Annotated in this window: 22 protein-coding genes; 15 read left to right on the top strand and 7 right to left on the bottom strand. The window is 27.2% G+C overall.

What is annotated here, in order from left to right; genetic code table 11:
• Positions 1 to 55: 55 nt before the first annotated feature.
• Genes ASKIR_RS09645 through ASKIR_RS09630 form a run of 4 tightly spaced genes read right to left on the bottom strand, consistent with a single transcriptional unit; the run spans position 56 to position 4,233 of the window.
• The gene (locus tag ASKIR_RS09645) at positions 56 to 841 is read right to left on the bottom strand and encodes a UDP-N-acetylmuramate dehydrogenase (RefSeq protein WP_066350444.1); all 786 of its coding nucleotides are present in this window, start codon (positions 839 to 841) and stop codon (positions 56 to 58) included.
• Entirely contained in the window at positions 841 to 1,716 is an 876-nt protein-coding gene (locus ASKIR_RS09640) for a menaquinone biosynthesis family protein (protein ID WP_066350443.1), read from the bottom strand. Before ASKIR_RS09640 ends, ASKIR_RS09645 begins: the two co-directional genes overlap by 1 nt.
• Complete coding sequence (locus ASKIR_RS09635) at positions 1,703 to 2,488, bottom strand: hypothetical protein (RefSeq protein ID WP_115588080.1); 786 nt, start codon at positions 2,486 to 2,488, stop codon at positions 1,703 to 1,705. Before ASKIR_RS09635 ends, ASKIR_RS09640 begins: the two co-directional genes overlap by 14 nt.
• 11 nt (positions 2,489 to 2,499) lie before the next feature.
• On the bottom strand, positions 2,500 to 4,233 hold the full coding sequence (locus tag ASKIR_RS09630) for an ATP-binding protein (RefSeq protein WP_115588081.1): 1,734 nt from the start codon (positions 4,231 to 4,233) through the stop codon (positions 2,500 to 2,502).
• Positions 4,234 to 4,345: 112 nt separating this feature from the next.
• On the opposite strand from ASKIR_RS09630, the gene ASKIR_RS09625 reads away from it, so the two are divergent.
• Together ASKIR_RS09625 and dauA are read left to right on the top strand one after the other, a co-directional pair.
• Positions 4,346 to 4,954, top strand: coding sequence for a tetratricopeptide repeat protein (locus ASKIR_RS09625; protein WP_115588082.1), 609 nt, complete (start codon positions 4,346 to 4,348; stop codon positions 4,952 to 4,954).
• A gap of 3 nt (positions 4,955 to 4,957) precedes the next feature.
• Positions 4,958 to 6,580 carry a C4-dicarboxylic acid transporter DauA gene (gene dauA, locus ASKIR_RS09620; protein ID WP_228137890.1) on the top strand — a complete coding sequence of 541 codons (1,623 nt, stop codon included), beginning with the start codon at positions 4,958 to 4,960 and terminating at the stop codon, positions 6,578 to 6,580.
• 11 nt (positions 6,581 to 6,591) lie between these two features.
• On the opposite strand, the gene nfo is transcribed toward dauA, so the two are convergent.
• The gene (gene nfo, locus ASKIR_RS09615; protein ID WP_066162201.1) at positions 6,592 to 7,437 is read right to left on the bottom strand and encodes a deoxyribonuclease IV; all 846 of its coding nucleotides are present in this window, start codon (positions 7,435 to 7,437) and stop codon (positions 6,592 to 6,594) included.
• A 107-nt stretch (positions 7,438 to 7,544) separates the two neighbouring features.
• On the opposite strand from nfo, the gene ASKIR_RS09610 reads away from it, so the two are divergent.
• Positions 7,545 to 8,891 (top strand): sodium-dependent transporter, encoded by a 1,347-nt coding sequence (locus ASKIR_RS09610; protein ID WP_066350439.1) that lies wholly within the window; start codon positions 7,545 to 7,547, stop codon positions 8,889 to 8,891.
• A 36-nt stretch (positions 8,892 to 8,927) separates the two neighbouring features.
• Here ASKIR_RS09610 and recA read toward each other — a convergent pair whose 3' ends face one another.
• Complete coding sequence (gene recA, locus ASKIR_RS09605; protein ID WP_066350438.1) at positions 8,928 to 9,977, bottom strand: recombinase RecA; 1,050 nt, start codon at positions 9,975 to 9,977, stop codon at positions 8,928 to 8,930.
• 93 nt (positions 9,978 to 10,070) lie between these two features.
• On the bottom strand, positions 10,071 to 10,259 hold the full coding sequence (locus ASKIR_RS09600; protein WP_066162194.1) for a hypothetical protein: 189 nt from the start codon (positions 10,257 to 10,259) through the stop codon (positions 10,071 to 10,073).
• A gap of 108 nt (positions 10,260 to 10,367) precedes the next feature.
• Between ASKIR_RS09600 and pseB the strand changes: the two genes are divergently transcribed.
• The 12 genes from pseB to ASKIR_RS09540 are packed head-to-tail and all read left to right on the top strand — an operon-like array spanning position 10,368 to position 20,526.
• Positions 10,368 to 11,360 (top strand): UDP-N-acetylglucosamine 4,6-dehydratase (inverting), encoded by a 993-nt coding sequence (gene pseB, locus ASKIR_RS09595; RefSeq protein ID WP_066162191.1) that lies wholly within the window; start codon positions 10,368 to 10,370, stop codon positions 11,358 to 11,360.
• The gene (pseC, locus tag ASKIR_RS09590; RefSeq protein WP_066350436.1) at positions 11,357 to 12,487 is read left to right on the top strand and encodes a UDP-4-amino-4,6-dideoxy-N-acetyl-beta-L-altrosamine transaminase; all 1,131 of its coding nucleotides are present in this window, start codon (positions 11,357 to 11,359) and stop codon (positions 12,485 to 12,487) included. Before pseB ends, pseC begins: the two co-directional genes overlap by 4 nt.
• Positions 12,480 to 13,178: a pseudaminic acid cytidylyltransferase gene (gene pseF / locus ASKIR_RS09585; RefSeq protein ID WP_066350435.1), complete on the top strand. Its 699-nt coding sequence runs from the start codon at positions 12,480 to 12,482 to the stop codon at positions 13,176 to 13,178. Before pseC ends, pseF begins: the two co-directional genes overlap by 8 nt.
• A complete protein-coding gene (gene pseG / locus ASKIR_RS09580; protein ID WP_066350433.1) occupies positions 13,175 to 14,086 on the top strand; it encodes a UDP-2,4-diacetamido-2,4,6-trideoxy-beta-L-altropyranose hydrolase in 912 nt (303 codons plus the stop codon). The genes pseF and pseG overlap by 4 nt, the downstream gene beginning before the upstream one ends.
• On the top strand, positions 14,083 to 15,108 hold the full coding sequence (gene pseI, locus ASKIR_RS09575) for a pseudaminic acid synthase (protein WP_115588083.1): 1,026 nt from the start codon (positions 14,083 to 14,085) through the stop codon (positions 15,106 to 15,108). Before pseG ends, pseI begins: the two co-directional genes overlap by 4 nt.
• 21 nt (positions 15,109 to 15,129) lie before the next feature.
• Entirely contained in the window at positions 15,130 to 16,110 is a 981-nt protein-coding gene (locus ASKIR_RS09570; protein WP_066350430.1) for a hypothetical protein, read from the top strand.
• 12 nt (positions 16,111 to 16,122) lie between these two features.
• Positions 16,123 to 16,803, top strand: a complete 681-nt coding sequence (locus ASKIR_RS09565) for a PIG-L deacetylase family protein (protein ID WP_066350429.1) — start codon at positions 16,123 to 16,125, stop codon at positions 16,801 to 16,803.
• The gene (locus ASKIR_RS09560; protein WP_066350428.1) at positions 16,800 to 17,339 is read left to right on the top strand and encodes a GNAT family N-acetyltransferase; all 540 of its coding nucleotides are present in this window, start codon (positions 16,800 to 16,802) and stop codon (positions 17,337 to 17,339) included. The genes ASKIR_RS09565 and ASKIR_RS09560 overlap by 4 nt, the downstream gene beginning before the upstream one ends.
• Positions 17,340 to 17,349: 10 nt before the next feature.
• Positions 17,350 to 17,640 (top strand): hypothetical protein, encoded by a 291-nt coding sequence (locus ASKIR_RS09555; RefSeq protein WP_066350493.1) that lies wholly within the window; start codon positions 17,350 to 17,352, stop codon positions 17,638 to 17,640.
• Positions 17,640 to 18,341: an SDR family NAD(P)-dependent oxidoreductase gene (locus tag ASKIR_RS09550; protein WP_066350427.1), complete on the top strand. Its 702-nt coding sequence runs from the start codon at positions 17,640 to 17,642 to the stop codon at positions 18,339 to 18,341. The genes ASKIR_RS09555 and ASKIR_RS09550 overlap by 1 nt, the downstream gene beginning before the upstream one ends.
• Positions 18,341 to 19,681, top strand: coding sequence for an ANL family adenylate-forming protein (locus ASKIR_RS09545; protein ID WP_066350425.1), 1,341 nt, complete (start codon positions 18,341 to 18,343; stop codon positions 19,679 to 19,681). The genes ASKIR_RS09550 and ASKIR_RS09545 overlap by 1 nt, the downstream gene beginning before the upstream one ends.
• Complete coding sequence (locus ASKIR_RS09540; RefSeq protein WP_066350424.1) at positions 19,678 to 20,526, top strand: LicD family protein; 849 nt, start codon at positions 19,678 to 19,680, stop codon at positions 20,524 to 20,526. The genes ASKIR_RS09545 and ASKIR_RS09540 overlap by 4 nt, the downstream gene beginning before the upstream one ends.
• Positions 20,527 to 20,531: the final 5 nt, after the last annotated feature.

The following is a 20,531-nucleotide window of genomic DNA, read 5'->3' as shown; positions in this document are numbered from 1 at the left end:
TTTTTTATTTAAATAAGATTAATAAAGTTAAGATTTAAACTTTTTTGAAAATAGATTAGTATAGGATAATTATCTCTTCTTCAAGCTCTATATCAAACTGCTCTTTTACTTTTTGTTTTGCTAGATTTATCAAAGTTATCGCTTCATCAAATGTACCATTTCCGTAGTTTACCAAAAAATTTGCATGAGTATTTGAAAACTCCATATCTCCTATCTTTTTACCTTTTAATCCAACAGCTTCTATAAGTCGTCCTGCAAAATCACCTTTTGGATTTTTAAAACAGCTTCCAGCACTAGCAATTTGTGGTTGATTATCTCTCATTTTCACAAACTCATTTTGCATCTCTTTACTAAAACCTTTTTTGATATTAAAAACTGCTTCATAAATAATAGAGTCGATATTTGTATGTCTATATGAAAAATCTATATCCTCTTTTTTTATATATCCATCTTTTGTTTTTATTGAGTGAAGATAGTTGAAAATTTCCCACTCTTTTAATCCAGCATTCATCTTTACAAGTCCACCAATATTTCCCGGTAACTTTGCCAAAAACTCCAAAGAGGCAATATTATTTTTTCTTGTATATGTAAGAAGTTTTCCACTACTAGTAGCACAACCCACATATAAAAGCCCATTTTCCTCTTTGATATAATCAAACGCTTCACCCAAAATTGCAAACTTTTTTTCACATTTTGGTGAAATAAGTAAATTATTTCCACGACCAATTATTTGAAAATCACTATAATCGCCTATTTCATTTATTACTAAAACCTCTTTTTTACAACCAATATGTATAGAAGAGTATCTTTTAAAATCAATTTCTTTAAAGTAGTTTTGCATTAGCTATTTCTTAAATCTTCGTACTCGCTTGGAATTGTAAAATCTTGTGAACGAAGAAGATTTTGATAGTGACCACTTTTGTAACCCAATTCAAATAGTTTATCTATAGCTTTATATTGAATTTTGCTTAATTTTACAGAGTTATCATTTGCATATAGGTCTAAATATTTATCAAGTGTAGGTGCATCAACTCTTATTAAACCTTTTTCAAGCAACATTACAGCTAAAGTTTTTCTATTTTTATTTGCTACATCAACTGCTTTTATAAGTGCATTTTCATATTTTATAGCATCATTAAGTGGAATTGAACGACGAAGACACATTCCACCAAGAGGAAGTGGTAACTCTTCACCATCACATAGCTCTACCCAAATATCCCAAATCTCACGCTCAACTTCAAGAACACTGCTATAAGTTAAAATTGATTCATGAATTAAAACTCCAGCATCAACATCACCATTTATTACAGCATTTTCAATATCTAAAAAGTTCATATAAGTAACTCTTGCTTCTGGATAAGCTATTTTAAATAAAAGTGCATTTGTAGTAAACTCTCCACTAAGAGCTACTTTAAAGTTTCTCTTTAGTTTAGCTCCTTTTTTCTTAATAAGTTTTGGACCGTACCCTTCACCAAATGAAACAGCAGTTTTAAGTAAGGCAAAATCATCTTTAACAAAAGGATACAGAGCAAAAGATATTGCACAAATATCGTAAACTCCTTTTAGTGTGGCTTGATTTAAAGTCTCTATATCAAGTGCAATATTTTCAAATTTTGTATTCTCTATACTAATCCAACCAAATTTAATAGCATAATACATAAAAATATCATCAGCATCAGGTGAGTGACCTACACTAATAGTTTTAATTTGTTGCATTATTTTGCTCCTTTGTAAGTACTATTTTTCTAAATTTATAAGTTGAGATATCTTCATTTATTAAAGCTATTGTTCCTAAAAGATTTTTATCTAAAACTACTTGTTTTTTAAACTCTTTGTTATCGCAATTAAAAGTTACAAAATCATTGTGTGAAAGTTTTGCAACATTTAAAAAAGTTTGACTTGAAATAATTTTTGAATCATTTTCTAAACTATTTTTTCCTAAAAAATAAATAACAGTTCCATTAAAACTTTCAAGATTTTTAGGTTCAACTAACTTCTCTTCTGAACTATTTTTTACCATATTTTCTAACTCTTTTGAAGTAAAAATAGGATTCAAATCTGTATATTTTTCTATATTTTTTATTAATTGAACAATATTTTCAATACTTTTGTGATTTAGTAAATCATCTCCTAAAATCAAAGCTTTTTTCAAAGACTCTTCATAAATTTCAAAAGCCTCTTCAAACTCATCTTCTCCAGCACTACTTTCAGCAGATAAATAGCCAATATCAAGCTCTTCTAAATAGTTTGAAATAATCTTTTTATCTTTTGAAAAAAAGTATAAAATTAGGGCTAAAATAGCCTCTTCACTTCCAACTTCATATTTTATAAATGAGTTATAAAAATCTTTCAACTCATATTTATCTATTGGGTGCATATAGATTATTTTAGCTTGATTTTTTGAAGAGTTTTTTAAATCTTCTAATAGTTTTTTATCTTCAAAAAATGTTCCAAGAGTTAAAATAAAATCGTAACTATTTAAATTCATATCTATCCTTATTAAAAAAATCCTACTTTTATATCGCTGTCAAACTGACCCTTTTTCTCTTTTGTAATCTGATCTTCAAAATCTTTTAGAGTAAATATTGCATTTTCACTAATTGCTAGTTTGTAAGCTGTATTTTTAATTACAAGCTCAATTTGTCCACCTGTTAACTCATGTTGTGCAATTTTTTCAAAATCAAAATCTTTTTCCAAAGGTAAAGTCTGTGGAATTAGTTTTTTCCAAAGCTCAACTCTTTGCTCTTTATTTGGTTTTACAAACTCGATTTTATAGTTAAATCTTCTTGAAAATGCCTTATCAAGATTTTCAAGCAAGTTTGTAGTTGCTATTAAAATTCCATCAAATTTTTCAATCTGTTCTAAAAATATATTTTGCATTTGATTATGCATCTTATCAGCACTACTTCCTGCACCACTACTTCTTGAACTTAAAAATTGATCAGCTTCATTTAAAAGTAAAACAGGTTCACTTTTCGTCTGCTCTTTTATCTCTTTATATTTATCAAAAATATTTCTAACATTTTTTTCACTCTCACCAATGTACATTGATAAGATTTTAGAGCAATCAAAGCTTAAAACCTCTTTTTTTAAAGATTTTGCCAATGCTAAAGCTGTTATTGTTTTTCCAGTTCCAGCATGTCCATAGAATATTATTTTTGCCTCTATTCCTCTTTTTTTATCTTTTATTCCCCAAGTTTTAAGTCTATTTATAACACTTTTATCAACTTGTTTTAAAAGATTATTTAAAGTCTCTTTTGTTTTTGGATTTAAAACAACATCATCTAAGTTTTTAGTTGTAGTGCTTAATTCAAAAATCTCTTGCTCTTTTATTATTGTTTCAAGTTTAATTTTTGAAACAGGTGAACCTTTTTTGTTTGGATGAGAGATTTTGTATAAAATCTCATCAGGAATATAGAAATTTCTATTTATTCCTCCAAAAGGAGTTAAAACTTCATCATAATCAATTAAATTCTTTGATACCAAAGTTGAACTCTCTTCAAGCAAACTTCTATATTTTATCTTTTCATAATCATCATTTGATACAAGTTCAAGAAGATAGTTCATCTCTCTTAATGTTCCATCTCCACCACTATACTCCTCTTTTAATAGTGCCAAAAATAGAATTTTTTCTTGCTCATCAAGATTATGCTCTTTAAAAAACTCCTCAAGAACTATCTTATTTGTAGTTGCGTTTATTCTCTCTTTTATTCTATTTTCTACTAGTAGAAGTTTGTTTTTAAGCCTACTTGAACTAGGTGAGTTTATATCAAAATTTCTTTTTACACTATTTAGTTGTTGAGTTATATCTATTTTTAAAAACTGGTCTTGAAGATACTCTAAATGGTCACTATAATCTTTTATTTCAGGTAAAACAAACTCACTACTTCCACTTTCAAGCATCTTTAAATAAGAGCTAGACAAGCAAACACTTGTGTTTATAAGCTCAAACTTTGAAGCTTCGTTTAGTTTTACTTGGTCAAAAGCTATTTGAACAATCCAACCAAACTCTAAAAGAGATTTTATAATGTTTAATTTCTCTAGGTGCTCATATTTTTCAATACTATAAAATTGACCTAAAATATCAATTACACTTAAAACATCTCTTCCATTCATATACTCTTTTGAGAGATATTGAAGGATTTTTGCCTCTTCAACACTACATTTTAATTGATTAAAAAAGTTTGTTTTCTCTATATCTTTTGTTTTTAAAAAATCTATTACCTCTTGCATAAAGCTCCGTAAATTTAAATAATATTAAGTTTATATGGTATCTTAAAACTTCTTAACTACAAATGAATAAAAAAATGATAAAATCTTAAGATATTTTTTTGGGAGTTATATTATGTTTGCTTTGTTGAAATTTTGTTCTATTTTTATAATATCTTTTATATTTATCTCTTGTTCTATGTATAAAAGTGATAGCTCTTTGCAAAGTGAGTTAGATATTGCAAATAGTTGTAAAAATAAGAGCTTAAAGCTTGAGATGAGTTGCTATGATTTAATAGCATATAAAAGTAGTTTCGCAAATATAAGGTTAGGAATTTATGAACTTAAAATTGGTGAATCAAAATCAGCAAAAAAAAGATTTGAACTAGCTAAAGAAAGTGGAAATTTCTATGCAAACGCACTATTAGCAAACTTATATGAAAATGGTATTGCTGTAAAAGAGGATAGAGATTTAGCAATTAAACTTCTACAAGATGTTGAATATAAAGATCCAATAGCAGCTTATAAAATATCTTTTTACTATTTTTCAAATGATAATATAAAAAAAGGAATAAAGCTTTTAGAGTTTGCAGCTAATAGTGGAGTTAAAGAGGCTCAAAAAGAGTTGGTTTTGATATATACAAATAATCAATATATAAATGAAGATAGCGAAAAAGCGATGTTTTATGATAATTTATATCAGGATAAAAAAGAAGATTTTTCTGTAAAAATCTACGGGAAATAGAAGATGATACGAAGTAATATCTTCTCGGGTCTTACTGTTGGAATTATTGCATTGCCTTTATCTATGGCACTTGCAATTGCAACTGGAGTTCCACCTGAACTTGGTCTTTATACAGCAATAATTGCTGGTGTTTTAGCAACTGTTTTTGGAAGTAGTAAGGTAAATATTTCAGGACCAACTGCAGCTTTTATTGTAATTTTAATTCCAATAGTTCAAGAGTTTGGAATTTCAGGGCTTCTTCTTTGTGGACTTATGTCAGGAGCTATTTTAATCTTAATTGGACTTTTTAAGCTTGGAAATTTAATAGAGCTAGTTCCATATCCTGTAACAGTTGGGTTTACTTCAGGAATTGCAGTTGTAATTGCAACTTTTCAAATAAAAGATTTTTTTGGTTTAACAATTGATAATTTTACAGGAAGTTATATTGACAAGCTTCTTTTACTTTTTAACTCATTTTCTACATTTAATATTTATGAATTTTTAACAGCATTTACAACACTTTTAATATTGATTTATTGGAGAAAAACAAAAAGTAAAATACCAGCAGCTTTGATTGCTTTGGGATTTATTACTTTGGTTGTTGCTTATGTTAATTATAAGTTTGGATTAAATATTTCAACAATTCACTCAACTTTTTCATATAGTGTTGGAAATTTGCAAGGAAGTGGAATACCTCCTGTTCCTTTACAATTTACTCTTCCTTGGGGATTTCTAGCTCCACATGAGATAAATTTAGATCTTATAAAAGCTCTATTACCTCATGCAATTGCAATTGCAATATTAGGGGCTTTGGAGTCACTTTTATGTGCAGTTATTAGTGATGGTATGACTGGAAATAAAACAGATCCAAATAAAGAGTTAATTGGTCAAGGAATTACAAATATGGTTGTACCATTTTTTGGAGGAATTCCAGCAACTGCAGCAATAGCAAGAACAGTTGCAAATATAAATTCAGGTGGAACAACAAAACTATCTTCAATAGTTCACTCTCTTTTTATCTTAGTTTCAATTTTATTTATAGCTCCATATATCTCATATCTTCCAATGGCTGGATTATCAGCACTTTTACTTATGGTTGCTTGGAATATGAGTGAAGTTAAACACTTTATAAATATCCTAAAAACTGCTCCAAAAGATGATATTTATGTTCTTTTAGCTTGTTTTAGTTTAACAGTTTTAATAGATATGCAAGTTGCTGTTGCAGTTGGAATTGGTCTTGCTTCTGTGTTATTTATAAAAAGAACGATTGATTTATACTCAATTGAGCTTGTAAGTGAAGATTTAAGTTTACATCCCAATTTGCCAAAAGATGTTTTAATATATGATATAAATGGTCCTATGTTTTTTGGTGCTGCTCAAAAAGCTATGAAAATTCTTTTAAACTCAAGTGATAAAAGAGATATTGTAATTTTAAATATGAAAAATGTATCTTTAATAGATATGACGGCAATGGTTGCACTTAAATCTATAATCGATAGTTTTGAAACAAAAAATAAGAAGTTAATACTCTCAGGTTTAAATAGTAGAGTTCAAAGAAAGATAGAGAGACATATGGATTATGTTACAACTTTTTCAAATATAAATGATGCAATAGAGTATGCAAAACATTTTAAAAATGTAGTATAAAGTAGAGAGTTTTAATTCTCTACAAAACTATATAAAGTTTTTATCTCTTCTGCCCAAATAGACTCATCAATAGTCTCTAAAATAAGTGGAATATCATCCATTCTTGAATCGTTCATCAAAAATTTAAATGAATCCCAACCAATTTGTCCAGCTCCTAAACTATCGTGTCTATCAACTCTACTTCCAAGCTCTGGTTTTGAATCATTTATATGCATTCCACTTAAATACTCAAATCCTATAATTTTAGAGAACTCATCCCAAGTTTTATCATAAGCTTCACGCGTTCTTATATCATAACCAGCTGTAAACATATGACAAGTATCAATACATACTCCAACTCTACTTTTATCTTCAATTTTATCAATTATATAAGCTAGATGTTCAAATTTATATCCAAGATTACTTCCTTGCCCAGCTGTGTTTTCAAGTACAAGTTTTACACCTCTAGTTTTATCAAGAGCATAGTTCATAGATTCTGCAATATTATTTAAACACTCCTCTTCACTAATCTCTCTTAAATGACTTCCTGGATGAAAATTCAATCTATCTAAAGCTAAAATTTCACATCTTTGAACTTCATCAATAAAACTATTTAAAGATTTCTCTCTAGCCTCACTATTTGGATGTCCAAGATTTATCAAATAAGAGTCGTGAGGTAAAATATGTTTTGGTTCTATTTTTGATTTTTCTAACTCTTTAAACCATAAATCAATTGTTTTATTATCAAGAGCTTTTGCGCTCCATTGTCTTTGATTTTTTGTAAATAGTGCAAAAGCTTTTGCACCAATTTCAACAGCATTTTTTGGAGCATTAAAAACTCCTCCACTAGCACTTACATGCGCACCTATAAATTTCATAATAACTACCTAATAGATTTTATTTTCATTATATCCAAGATATAGTTAAGTAAAATTTATAATTGAATTTTAGATAAAATCTATTTTCAATAATAAAAAGGATTTTTTTGCATAAAAATAGATTTTCAAAAATAGGATATGTTTTAGCGATTGCAGGGAGTGCAATTGGACTTGGTAATATTTGGAAATTTCCATATATAACTGGAGAAAATGGTGGAGGAGCTTTTGTTTTAGTATTTTTGCTTGCAGTTTTTACAATTGGAATTTCAATCTTTATAGCTGAGGTTATTTTAGGAAAAATAGTAAAAAAGGATGCTGTTACAACTTTTGAAGTTTTAGCTCCAAAAAAGCATAAATATTTTAAATATATTGGATTTACTTTTATAACAGGAGTTTTAATAATATCTTTTTATCCAATAGTGATAGCTTGGATTTTGCACTATACGGTATTAAGTTTTACATCACTTCCTACAACTGTAAATTTAGCAGAAGAGTATTTTTTAAACTACTCTCAAAATAGTTTAGCCTCTCAAATTTTTTATTTTAGTTTTGTTTTTGGTCTAATTATATTTATTATCTCAAAAGGTGTAAAAAAAGGGATAGAGAGATTAAATAATATACTTGTTCCTGCACTATTTATTATATTTATTGTAATGTTTTTTTACTCTACAACTTTAAGTGGATTTTCAAAAGCAATGGAGTTTATGTTTAAAGCAGATTTTGAAAATTTTGATACAAATTCAATACTAATAGCAGTTGGTCATGCTTTCTTTTGTCTATCTGTTGGAGTTGTTACTATTTTGACATACTCTGCATCAATTAGCGAAGATACACATATTTTAAAAGCGACTATGTTTGTTGTAATTATGGATATATTGACCGCTTTTGTCTCTGGATTGATTATTTTTACAATAATTTTTAGTGCCGATGCAAATGTTGATAAAGGTGTAGGATTGGTATTTATAACTCTTCCTGCAATCTTTTATGAGATGGGATTTGCTGGAACTATTTTTGCAATATTTTTCTTTCTTGCATTGGCTTTTGCTGCTATTACTTCAGCTGTTTCTATGATAGAACCAGCAATTATGTATCTAATTGAAAGAAGAGGGTTTAAAAGAGTAAAAGCAACTTTAACAGTATCATCTTTTGCTTATATTATAGGATTTATAGCAATTTTATCCTTTTCAAATGAGTTTAAAGAGTATCTTATTTTTTATGAAAAATCACTCTTTGAGTGGTTGGATTTTTTAACTTCAGCAATATTAATGCCACTTGGTGGAATTGCAATTTCAATTTTTGTAGCTTTTGTAGTGGATAAAGAGATAATTAAAAAAGCATTAATCCCATATTTAGGAGAGTTCTTATTTGCACTTTGGCTTATAGTTTTAAAATACATAACACCATTTGCTATATTTGTTTTGATGTTAAAAGAGGTAGGAGTTGTAAGTTTTTAAGAAGTTTGAGACAATTTAAAATTGTCTCAAAAAGTATTAATCTTCCAAAGAAGAGCTATCCTCTTCACTATCATCGCTTCCTGTAATAATTGCATCATTTATTCCCATAGAGTTTAAAATTTTATCTTCAATCTCTTTTGCAATAGCTGGATTATCTCTTAAGAAGACTTTAGAGTTCTCTCTTCCTTGTCCAATTTTTGTATCACCATAACTAAACCAAGCTCCAGCTTTATCAATAATATCTAGTTTAACACCATAATCAACAAGCTCACCAGTTTTTGAGATACCTTCTCCAAACATAATATCAAACTCAGCTTGTTTAAATGGAGCAGCAACTTTATTTTTTACAACTTTTACTTTTACTCTATTTCCAATTGAGTTCTCGCCCTGTTTTAAAGTTGCAATTCTTCTAATATCAAGTCTTACTGATGAGTAGAATTTTAAAGCATTTCCACCTGTTGTTGTCTCTGGGCTTCCATATCCTGTCATTCCAATTTTCATTCTTATTTGGTTAATAAAAATTACTGTACAGTTCATTTTGCTTAAAAGTCCAGTTATTTTTCTTAAAGCTTTACTCATAAGTCTAGCTTGAACTCCAACTTGCTGATCATCCATATCACCATCAATTTCTACTTTTGGTGTTAAGGCAGCAACTGAGTCCACAACAACTAAATCAACAGCACCACTTCTAATAACAGTTTCAAGTATCTCTAAAGCTTGCTCTCCAAAATCAGGTTGGGAAACAAGTAAATTGTCTGTATCAACTCCAATATCTCTTGCATATTTTACATCTAAAGCATGCTCAGCATCTATAAATGCACAAACTCCACCCGCTTTTTGAGCTTCTGCAATTGCGTGAAGTGTTAAAGTTGTTTTTCCAGAACTTTCAGGTCCATAGATTTCAATGACTCTTCCTTTTGGTAAACCTCCAACACCAAGAGCTAAATCAAGACCAAGTGAGCCTGTACTAATAGCTTCAGTTGGAATTACCTCTTTATCTCCTAATCTAATAAGCGTACCTTTTCCAAAAGCTTTGTCTATTTGTTTAATAGCAAGTTCAAGTGATTTTTTTTGATTTTCATCCATGATTTTTACCTCGTTTTTTGATTTTTCTTTTTATGCCGAAATCTTAGCACAATTTTTTAAAAGTTCTTAAAAATATTACAATTTGCAATATTTTTACTCTTTATTTAAATTTTGAATAGTCTCAATTACCTTTATATGGGCTTTTACTCTTTGTTGCATAGTATGAGATTTTATATGTTTTGCCAATATTTTTGTATATTTTTTATAATTTCTTGAATCTTTTTGTAAAGTTGCAAGTTTTTTTTGAATTTTTAAAATATTTTCAGGTATTACTTCTCTCATCTTCTCTTTTTCCGTAAAATTTGAGTTTATTATTACATAATTAAATAAAATATTAAATAAATTAAAAATTTGATAGAATCTACTTCAAATATTAAAATAAGGCTTTTTATGTTTAATGGTAAAAATATACTTATAACTGGTGGAACTGGAAGCTTTGGTAAAAAATATACAGAAATTTTATTATCAAAATATAGACCAAATAAGATAATTATTTTTAGTAGAGATGAGTTAAAACAGTATGAGATGGCTCAAGAGTTTAATGCTAAATGTATGAGATATTTTATAGGGGATGTAAGAGATAATCAAAGATTAAAACAAGCTACTAAGGATGTTGATTTTATAATTCATGCAGCTGCACTAAAACATGTTCCAATAGCTGAATATAATCCTATGGAATGTATTAAAACAAATATTGATGGTGCTCAAAATGTAATTGAAGCAGCCTTAGAAAACGGTGTAAAAAGAGTAATAGCCCTTTCAACTGATAAAGCTGCAAATCCTGTAAATCTATATGGTGCTACAAAGTTAGCAAGTGATAAGCTTTTTGTTGCTGCTAATAATCTTGTGGGAAATCAAGATATTAAATTTTCAGTTGTAAGATATGGAAATGTTGTAGGAAGTAGGGGTTCGGTTGTTCCTTTTTTCAAAAAATTAATCTGCGAAGGTGTAAAAGAGCTTCCAATAACAGATGAGAGAATGACAAGATTTTTTATAACACTTGAAGATGGTGTAAATTTTGTCTTAAAAAATTTCGAAAGAATGCAAGGAGGAGAGATATTTGTACCAAAAATTCCATCTATGAAAATAGTTGATATGGCAAAAGCATTAGCTCCAAATTTAAGTCATAAAATTATTGGAATAAGAGCAGGTGAGAAACTTCATGAGATTATGTGTCCAGCAGATGATAGTCATCTAACTTTGGAGTTTAATGATCACTATGTAATAAAACCAACTATTAAATTTACAAGTGGGGCAGATTTTTCAAAAAATCTTTTAGGTGAAGTGGGAGTTCCTGTAGAGCAAGGATTTGAGTATAACTCTGGAAACAACACAAAATGGCTAAGTAGTGAAGAGTTTTTGAAAATGGTAGATAAATCATGATAGATTTTATTCCATATGGAAAACAAAGCATTGATGAAGATGATATAAATAGTGTTGTTGAAGTTTTAAAATCAGATTTTTTGACAACTGGTCCAAAAATAAAAGAGTTTGAAGATGAGCTTTGTAAATATACAAATGCAAAATATTGTGTGGCTGTAGCAAATGGAACAGCTGCACTTCACTTAGCTTCTTTAGTTTTATTAAACAAAGGCGATAAAGTAATAACCACTCCAAACTCTTTTGTAGCAACATCAAATAGTATTTTATATGTTGAAGCAATTCCTATTTTTGTAGATATACAAGAAGATGGAAATATAGATTTAGATTTGTGTGAAGAAGAGCTTAAAAAAGATAGTTCAATAAAAGCCTTATATGTAGTAAATTTTAGTGGAAATATAGTAAATCAAAAAAAATTAAAATATCTAAAAGAGAGTTACAATATAAAAATATTAGAAGATTGTGCTCACTCTTTAGGGGCAAGTTTTGGAAATATAAAAGCAGGAAGCTGTGAAAATAGTGATTGTAGTATCTTATCTTTTCATCCAGTAAAACATATAACAACAGGAGAGGGTGGAGCTGTTACCACAAACTCTAAAGAGATTTATGAAAAATTATTAGAGCTAAGAGCTCATGGAATAAAAAGATTTCCTGATACTGCTCCTTGGTACTACGAGATGCACTCTTTAGGATTTAATTATAGAATCACAGATATGCAGGTTGCTTTGGGAATTAGTCAATTAAAAAAACTAGATAGTTTTATAAAAAGAAGAAAAGAGATAGCTTTAAAGTATGATAAAGCTTTTTTAAATAGTTTTGTAAAACCACTTTATAGTTTTACTAATAACTCATCTTATCATCTTTTTGTTGTAAAAGTTGATTTTTCAAAATTAAATATCTCAAAAATAGAACTATTTAACAAAATGAGAGAGAAAAATATAGGGCTTCAACTTCACTATATTCCTATAAATAAACAGCCATACTATAAATATCTTGGATATGGAAACGAAGATACACCTATTATGAATAGATACTATAACGAGTGCTTTTCTCTTCCTATGTACTCAAGTTTAAGCAATGAAGAGCAAGAGTATGTTATTAAAACTTTGTTTGAGGTTTTAAATGTTTAATTGCGTAGCAATAATTCCAGCAAGAGGTGGAAGCAAAAGAATTCCCAAAAAAAATATAAAATTATTTCATGGTAAACCACTTATTGCTTATAGTATTGAGGTTGCTATAAAATCAAAACTTTTTTCTAAAGTTATTGTTTCAACAGATGATGAAGAGATAGCAAAAATTGCTAGAAGTTATGGGGCAGATATTCCATTTATAAGACCAAAAGAGTTAAGCGATGATTTTATAGGAACTGGAGCTGTTGTAAATCATGCTATAGAATTTTTAAAAGCTCAAGGTGAAAAAATAGATTTCGTATGTACAATCTATGCAACCGCTCCATTTTTACAAGAGAAATATCTAATTGAAGCTTACGAAAAATTAAAAAATTCAAATGCAAGAAATGCTTTTTCCTGCACATCTATGCCATATCCAATTCAAAGAACTTTTAAAATAACAAAAGATGAAAGATGTGAAATGTTTTGGCCAGAAAATTTTTCTAAACGAAGTCAAGATTTAGAAGAAGCTTTTCAAGATGCTGGACAGTTTTATTGGACAAATTTAAATGTAAAATCAGATGATATTATATTTGGTAAAGATAGTATTCCAATAATACTTCCTAGATATTTGGTTCAAGATATAGATACACTTGAGGATTGGACTAGAGCTGAATTTATGTATGAAGCTATACAAAAAGAATTAAAATGAATATTTTAATAAGAGCTGATTCATCTTCATATATTGGAACTGGACATATTATGAGAGATTTAGTTTTGGCTAAACAATATAAAAATGAAAATATCATTTTTGCTACACAAGATTTAGTTGGAAATATAAATCATAAAATTATTGAAGCAGGTTATAAAATAGAACTTCTAAAATCAAATGATTTTAAAGAGTTAAATGATTTAATAAAAAAACTAAATATTGATATGGTAATAATTGATAATTATAATATAGATTATAATTTTGAAAAAAAATTAAAAGAAGATAACTCAAGTTTAAAATTTTTTGTTTTAGATGATACTTATGAAAAACATTTTTGTGATATTTTATTAAATCATAATATATATGCAGATGAAAAAAAATATAAAAACAAAGTGCCAAAGCATTGCGAACTGCGATGTGGAGCTAAATATACACTCTTAAGAGATGAGTTTTTGGAAGCTAAAAAAGCCAAAAAGAGAGTAAAGAAAAAAAATAAAACAATATTTTTGGCAATGGGTGGAGCTGATCATAAAAATTTAAATATAAAAATTTTAAAAGTAGTAGAAAAGTTTAAAAAATCTTTGAAAGTAAATTTAGTAACTACAACAGCAAATAAAAATTTAGAAGAGCTAAAAGAGTATTGTAAAGATAAAAAGTGGATAAATCTACAAATTAACTCAAATGAAGTTGAAAAATTAATGAGCAAGAGTGATTTTGCAATTGTAACTCCAAGTGTTACAGCAAATGAGATTTTTTATTTAGATTTGCCTATGATTACTATAAAAACAGCTAAAAATCAAAAAGAGATGTATAAATATTTAAAGAAAAAAGGGTATTTTACAATGAAAAAGTTTGACAAACAAAAGTTAAATAAATATTTAAAACTATTTTTAAAGAGGTCAGTATGAAAATAGGTAATTTTGATTTAAATAAAGATGGAGTTTATATAATTGCAGAACTTAGCGCAAATCATAATGGAAGTTTGCAAACAGCTTTGGATTCAATAAAAGCTGCAAAAGAGATAGGTGCAAATGCAATAAAACTTCAGACATCAAAACCAGATGGAATTACTTTGAACTCAAAAAATAAAGATTTTATGATAGATGGTGGGACATTGTGGGATGGAAAAAATCTTTATGAACTCTATGAACAGGCTTACACTCCTTGGGAGTGGCATAAAGAACTTTTTGATTATGCTAGAAGCATAGATATTGATATTTTTTCAACACCTTTTGATAAAAGTGCAGTTGATTTTCTTGAACAATTTAATCCAAGTGCATATAAAATCGCCTCTTTTGAAATAACTGATTATGAGCTTGTAAGATATACAGCTTCAAAAGCTAAGCCTATTATTATAAGCACAGGAATTGCAACTATTGATGAGATACAAGATGTTGTAGATATTTGTAGAAGTGTAGGAAATGAGAATATTATTCTTCTAAAATGTACAAGTGAATATCCAGCACCATTAAATGAAGCAAATTTAAAAACAATACCAAATATGAAAGATACTTTTGGTGTTGAGGTTGGATTTTCTGATCATACTATGGGGCATATTGCACCAGTAGTTGCTGTATCTTTTGGAGCAAAAGTAATAGAGAAGCACTTTATTTTGGATAAAAATATTGGTGGATTAGATAGTGAATTTTCTTTAGATAAAAAAGAGTTTGAAGAGATGATAAAAGCTGTTAGAGATAGTGAAAAGTTAATTGGAAGAGTTGATTATAGTTTAAATAAAAAAAGAGAAAAACAGCGTCGTTTTGCAAGAAGTTTGTATGTATCAAAAGATATAAAAGAGGGCGAAGTTTTTAGTGAAGATAATATAAAAAGTGTAAGACCTTTTTATGGACTGCATCCAAAATATTTAAAAGATATTTTAGGTAAAACTGCTGGGAAAGATTATAAATTTGGCGATAGATTAACAATTTAGTTGATATTAATTAGGAGCTTTATGATAAAAAAGTATTTAAAATTGTTTGAAGAATCTCTTTTTAAAGTACAACAATATACAAAATTTTCTAATACTCAATGGCAAATTTTTTTAGATAGCTATGAGAAAATTTTTAGAAAAATAGATAAAGAAGTTTTTGTTTGGTACTTTCAAAAAAATAATAGTTTTAATATACTTCAAAAAAATAATGAGTTTATTGGTATTTATGGTCTCATAGAAATAGTTATAAATTATAACTCACAAAATATAAACTCTTTTTTATGCCATAATGTAGGAATAAAAAAAGAGTATTCAGGAAAAGGATTGTTTCAATTTTTAGCAGAAAAGAGTTTAATAAGAAATTGTAATGAGAATAATTTAATTCTTGGTTTTCCAAATAAGGCTTCTTTTAAGGGACATATTAGAGTTGGTTGGGAACAAATATCAAATATGAGGTTTTTAAAATTTGACAATTTATATTCTAATGTTGAACTTTCAACTATTTATAAATTTGAAAATGTAGAAAGATTTGACCATAGACTTGAAAGTGCTATGACTAATTTTAGAGATAATTTTTCAGTATCCTTAGTGAAAGATTATAAATATCTAAATTGGAGAATTGCAAAGCCTAATAATAGTTATAAATGTTTTTTAATAAAAGAAGAAGAATCAATTCAAGGCTATTTAATTTTAAAAGAATATCAATATGAAAATGAAACTAGATTACATTTAGTAGATTTTAATTTTAAAGATGAACATGTGTTAAATGAAATTATTAAATTTTCAATAAAGTATTTTCAAAATGGTAAATATAAATTTATAAATACATGGAGTGTTGAGAACAGCATATATGAGAATATATTTTTTAAAAATAATTTCATAATCCAAACTGATTTCCCATCTTATCCAGTTATATTATTTCAAAAATCTAATGTTTTTTATTTTAACAAAATAGATAAATCTAAAATATTTTTTACACTTTTTGATAATGATGTATTTTAAGTAAGGATAATTATGAATAAAAAAATATTAATAATAGCAGCCCATCCAGATGATGAGGTTTTAGGATGTTTTGGAACAGTTGCAAGACTTATAAAAGAGGGATATGAAGCTTATACTTTGATATTGGGTGAAGGAAAAACAAGTAGAGATGAAAAAAGAGTAGTTGAAAATAAAAAAGATGAAATAGAGATTTTAAATAGCGAAATAAAAAGAGCAAATGATACCATAGGAATAAAAAAAACCTTTATTTATAATTTTGCTGATAATAGATTTGATAGTGTTGATTTACTTGATATTGTAAAAGTAATTTCAAAAATAAAAGAAGAGATAAAACCAGATGTTATTTTTACTCATTATGAAAATGATTTGAATATAGACCATCAAATTACATACAAAGCTGTTATAACTGCAACAAGACCTATGCAAGATGAGTGTGTAAAAGAGATTTATAGCTTTGAAGTTTTATCATCAACAGAATGGAATTATCCATTAACATTCTCCCCAGATACATTTTTTGATATAGAGGATACCTTGGATTTGAAAATTAGTGCTATGAAAGAGTATAAATCAGAACTTTGTACTTATCCACATCCAAGAAGCATTGAAGGAATAGAGCTAAATGCACAATATCAAGGTATGAGAGTTGGCAAAAAATATGTTGAAGCTTTTAAAAGTGTAAGAGTAATAAGATGATATTAAAATTTAAGAATTTTATAAATTTATATGAAGAAGAGAAAATAGATATATTGGTAATAAGGAATAGTAAATATATAAGAGAAAATATGAGTAATGATAATATTATAGAAAAAGATTCTCATTTTAATTGGATTGAAAATTTAGTAAATGATGAAAATAGTAAGTATTTTGCAATTTTTTTTGATAATAAACTTCAAGGTTCGGTATATTTCAATATTAATCAACAAAATGAATGTTTTTGGGGAATATATTTAGATGAAAGAAGTTCAGCTATTATCTCATCTTTAAGTGCGTATATTTTTCTAGAATTTATAATAAACACTATGAGTATTGAAAAAATATTTTCATCTGTAAAAAAAAATAATTCTCAAGCATTAAATTTTAACAAAAATTTTGGATTTGAAATATTCAAAGATGATGAAGATTTTTTTTATTTGAAACTATCAAAAGAAATTTGGGAAAATAGTAAAAAATCAAGATTACTAAAACCAATTAAAAGATATTTAGATAAAATTGAATATTACTTTGAATAGTGAGGAAGAGATGCAAGAAAAAATTGAAAAAATTATAATAGATACTTTAAAAGAGTTAAATGAAGAGTTAGAAAATGAGGCATTTTTGAATCCAAACTCAAAAACAAAACTTTATGGTGGAAATGGAGCAATGGACTCTTTAGCGCTTGTTAGTTTTATAGCTGATTTAGAAGATAAAATTTCAGATAAATTTGAAAAAGATATTATCTTAGCAGATGAAAAAGCTATGAGTGCAAAAACTTCACCTTTTAGAAATATTGAGAGTTTAACTTCTTATATAAAAAGTTTATTGGAAAACTAATGAGTAAAGTAGTTGTTATAACTGGAACTTCAAAAGGAATTGGAAAAGCAATGGCTTTATACTATCTAAATAAAAATTTTGTAGTTGCTGGTTGTAGTAGAAGCAGTAGTTCAATAGATTATGAAAATTATAGACATTTTGAATTAGATATTACAGATGAAAAAGCTGTTGTAAGTATGATAAGAGCTATAAAAAAAGAGTTTAAAAAAATAGATATTCTTATAAACAATGCTGGAATCGCATCTATGAATCATATTCTTACAACTTCAAATGAGTCAATATCAAAACTTTTTAATACAAATTTTTTAGGAACTTTTTTATTTACTAGAGAAGTAGCAAAAGTTATGATGAAAGAAAAATATGGAAGAGTAATAAACTTTTCAACTATTGCAAAACCACTTAGACTAGAAGGTGAAGCTGTTTATGCTGCAAGTAAAGCTGCAATTGAGAGTTTTACTCAAACTTCTTCAAAGGAGTTAAACTCTTTTAATATAACAGTAAATGCTATTGGTCCAACTCCAATAGAGACTGATTTAATAAAAGCTGTTCCAAAAGATAAAATTGAAGATTTATTAAATAAGCAGACAATTAAGAGATTTGGAACATTTGAAGATATTATAAATGTAGTTGATTTTTTTATTGATGATAGAAGTAGTTTTATAACTGGTCAGATAATTTATCTTGGTGGAGTTAATAACTAATGAGTTTTATACTAGAAAAATTTAAAAGTTTTAACTCTAAAAATGCAATAGTTTTTGAAGATAGAATATACAGTTATGAAGAGTTTATTAAGCAAATAAAAGATTATAAAAATATTTTAGATAAGCACAATATATCTTCGAAAGTTGTTGTAATTTTGGGTGATTACTCTTTTTATAATCTAGCACTATTTTTTGCTCTATATGAAAATAAAAATATAATTGTACCAATTACTTCAAATATAAAAAAAGTTCAAGATGATTTTATAAAAGAGTCATTTTGTCAAACTATTATAAAAACTGATGAAAAAAATCTTTTAATACAAAATTTAAAAACTACATTTTCGCATAATATGATAGATAATTTAAGAGAAAAAAATAGTTCTGGTCTTATTCTTTTTTCAAGTGGAAGTACAGGAAAACCAAAGGCTATGGTACATAACCTTGATACTTTAATAAATTCTTTCAAAGATAAAAAAGAGAAATCTATGAATATGTTGGTTTTTTTGATGTTTGATCATATTGGTGGATTAAATACAGTTTTTAATGCTTTATCTATGGGAGCTTGTTTGATTATTCCAAAAATAAAAGATGCAAAAACTATTTGTGAACTTATAGAAAAATATAAAATTATGGTTCTTCCAAGTAGTCCAACTTTTTTAAATCTTATTTTAATCTCTGAAGAGTATAAAAACTATGATTTAAGTAGCTTGCGAATGATTACTTACGGTACTGAAACAATGCCACAATCACTTCTTTTAAAATTAAAAGAAGTTTTTCCAAAGGTTAAATTTTTACAAACATTTGGAACAAGTGAAACAGGAATTAGCACTACTAGTTCAAAATCATCAAACTCTTTATTTATGAAACTTGAAGATATAAATGGTGAATATAAAATAGTAGATAATGAACTTTGGCTTAGAAGTAAAACTCAAGTTTTAGGCTATTTAAATGCTTCAATGGATAGTTTTACAAGTGATGGTTGGTTTAAAACTGGAGATTTAGTTGAGGTTGATGATGAGTATATAAAAATTATTGGAAGAGCTAAAGAGGTTATAAATGTAGGTGGTCAAAAAGTTCTTCCTTCTGAGATTGAATCTATTATTTTAGAGATGGAAGAGATTAGCGATTGTATGGTTTATGCAGAGCAAAATGCAATTACAGGACAAACTGTTGTTTGTGATGTAGTTTTAAATAAGAATATAGAAAATATCAAAAAAAGAGTAAGGGTTTTTTGTAAAGATAGATTAGATGCTTATAAAATACCTACAAAGGTGAATGTAGTTGATAAAACAAATTTTAGTGATAGATTTAAGAAAATTAGAAATAAAGGTAGCATTTGAAAAATATTGTACTATTTGGTAGTGGAAATGGAGCTAAAGAGTATCTTCTTAAAAATAAAGATGACAATATTTTGGCGCTATTTGATAATGATATAAAAAAACATGGAACTTCTTTTGAAGGTATCAAAATTTATTCTCCAAGCAAGATAAATAGTTTTAATTTTGATGAGATAGTTATAGTTTCTCAATGGGCAAAAGATATTTATGAGCAACTAATAAATGAGTTAAAATTAGATAAAGAGAAGATTATTATTCCTGCAAAAAAAGATATAAAAGAAGCAAATAGACCATTTGAAGATAAGCAAACAATAGAGTTAGGGAGAAATATAATTAAAGAGTTTTCAAAATTGGCTATGCAGGATAATATAGTTTTGTATTTAGATTTTGGAACTTTGTTAGGAATTGTTAGAGATAAAGATATTATAGAGTGGGATGATGATATTGATTTTTCTGTATCAAATATATCTAAAGATGTTTTGGATGATTGGGTACAAAATAGTTTGAAAAATTTAAAATTTCCTTATAAAATGTTAATTGAAAATAAAGAATTTTGCTATATGATTAAATTTGAAAATAGTCTTAGGAGTTTTGAAACAACTATTAATCTTAGAGTAACTAAAGAAGATTATTCTATACATTTACCAAGTAAAGGGATGTGGTATGCTTCTAAAATACACTTTGAGAAGTATGATATTGTTAACTATCAAGGGCAAGATGTTTTTGTTCCATATGATTATGAAAATTATTTAACTTTTCTTTATGGTAATTGGAGAATACCAAAAAAAGATATAACAATGGCAGATTATGCAAATTTAGGAAAAGTTGAAATTAATAAATTTATATAAGGGTT

It is taken from the genome of Aliarcobacter skirrowii CCUG 10374 (assembly GCF_003544835.1).
Classification (GTDB): Bacteria; Campylobacterota; Campylobacteria; order Campylobacterales; family Arcobacteraceae; genus Aliarcobacter; species Aliarcobacter skirrowii.
Note: the sequence above shows the minus strand (reverse complement) of the source record. Positions and strands in the feature narration are given on the sequence as shown.

Bases quoted from the DNA above. Each gene is read 5' to 3' on its own strand.
- ASKIR_RS09640 (WP_066350443.1), bottom strand. From the start codon at position 1,716: ATGCAACAAATTAAAACTATTAGTGTAGGTCACTCACCTGATGCTGAT.
- pseG (WP_066350433.1), top strand. From the start codon at position 13,175: ATGAATATTTTAATAAGAGCTGATTCATCTTCATATATTGGAACTGGA.
- pseI (WP_115588083.1), top strand. From the start codon at position 14,083: ATGAAAATAGGTAATTTTGATTTAAATAAAGATGGAGTTTATATAATT.
- recA (WP_066350438.1), bottom strand. From the start codon at position 9,977: ATGGATGAAAATCAAAAAAAATCACTTGAACTTGCTATTAAACAAATA.
- ASKIR_RS09630 (WP_115588081.1), bottom strand. From the start codon at position 4,233: ATGCAAGAGGTAATAGATTTTTTAAAAACAAAAGATATAGAGAAAACA.
- ASKIR_RS09625 (WP_115588082.1), top strand. From the start codon at position 4,346: ATGTTTGCTTTGTTGAAATTTTGTTCTATTTTTATAATATCTTTTATA.
- pseC (WP_066350436.1), top strand. From the start codon at position 11,357: ATGATAGATTTTATTCCATATGGAAAACAAAGCATTGATGAAGATGAT.
- pseF (WP_066350435.1), top strand. From the start codon at position 12,480: ATGTTTAATTGCGTAGCAATAATTCCAGCAAGAGGTGGAAGCAAAAGA.
- ASKIR_RS09555 (WP_066350493.1), top strand. From the start codon at position 17,350: ATGCAAGAAAAAATTGAAAAAATTATAATAGATACTTTAAAAGAGTTA.
- ASKIR_RS09645 (WP_066350444.1), bottom strand. From the start codon at position 841: ATGCAAAACTACTTTAAAGAAATTGATTTTAAAAGATACTCTTCTATA.
- ASKIR_RS09545 (WP_066350425.1), top strand. From the start codon at position 18,341: ATGAGTTTTATACTAGAAAAATTTAAAAGTTTTAACTCTAAAAATGCA.
- ASKIR_RS09570 (WP_066350430.1), top strand. From the start codon at position 15,130: ATGATAAAAAAGTATTTAAAATTGTTTGAAGAATCTCTTTTTAAAGTA.
- dauA (WP_228137890.1), top strand. From the start codon at position 4,958: ATGATACGAAGTAATATCTTCTCGGGTCTTACTGTTGGAATTATTGCA.
- ASKIR_RS09560 (WP_066350428.1), top strand. From the start codon at position 16,800: ATGATATTAAAATTTAAGAATTTTATAAATTTATATGAAGAAGAGAAA.
- nfo (WP_066162201.1), bottom strand. From the start codon at position 7,437: ATGAAATTTATAGGTGCGCATGTAAGTGCTAGTGGAGGAGTTTTTAAT.
- ASKIR_RS09550 (WP_066350427.1), top strand. From the start codon at position 17,640: ATGAGTAAAGTAGTTGTTATAACTGGAACTTCAAAAGGAATTGGAAAA.
- ASKIR_RS09565 (WP_066350429.1), top strand. From the start codon at position 16,123: ATGAATAAAAAAATATTAATAATAGCAGCCCATCCAGATGATGAGGTT.
- ASKIR_RS09635 (WP_115588080.1), bottom strand. From the start codon at position 2,488: ATGAATTTAAATAGTTACGATTTTATTTTAACTCTTGGAACATTTTTT.
- ASKIR_RS09600 (WP_066162194.1), bottom strand. From the start codon at position 10,259: ATGAGAGAAGTAATACCTGAAAATATTTTAAAAATTCAAAAAAAACTT.
- pseB (WP_066162191.1), top strand. From the start codon at position 10,368: ATGTTTAATGGTAAAAATATACTTATAACTGGTGGAACTGGAAGCTTT.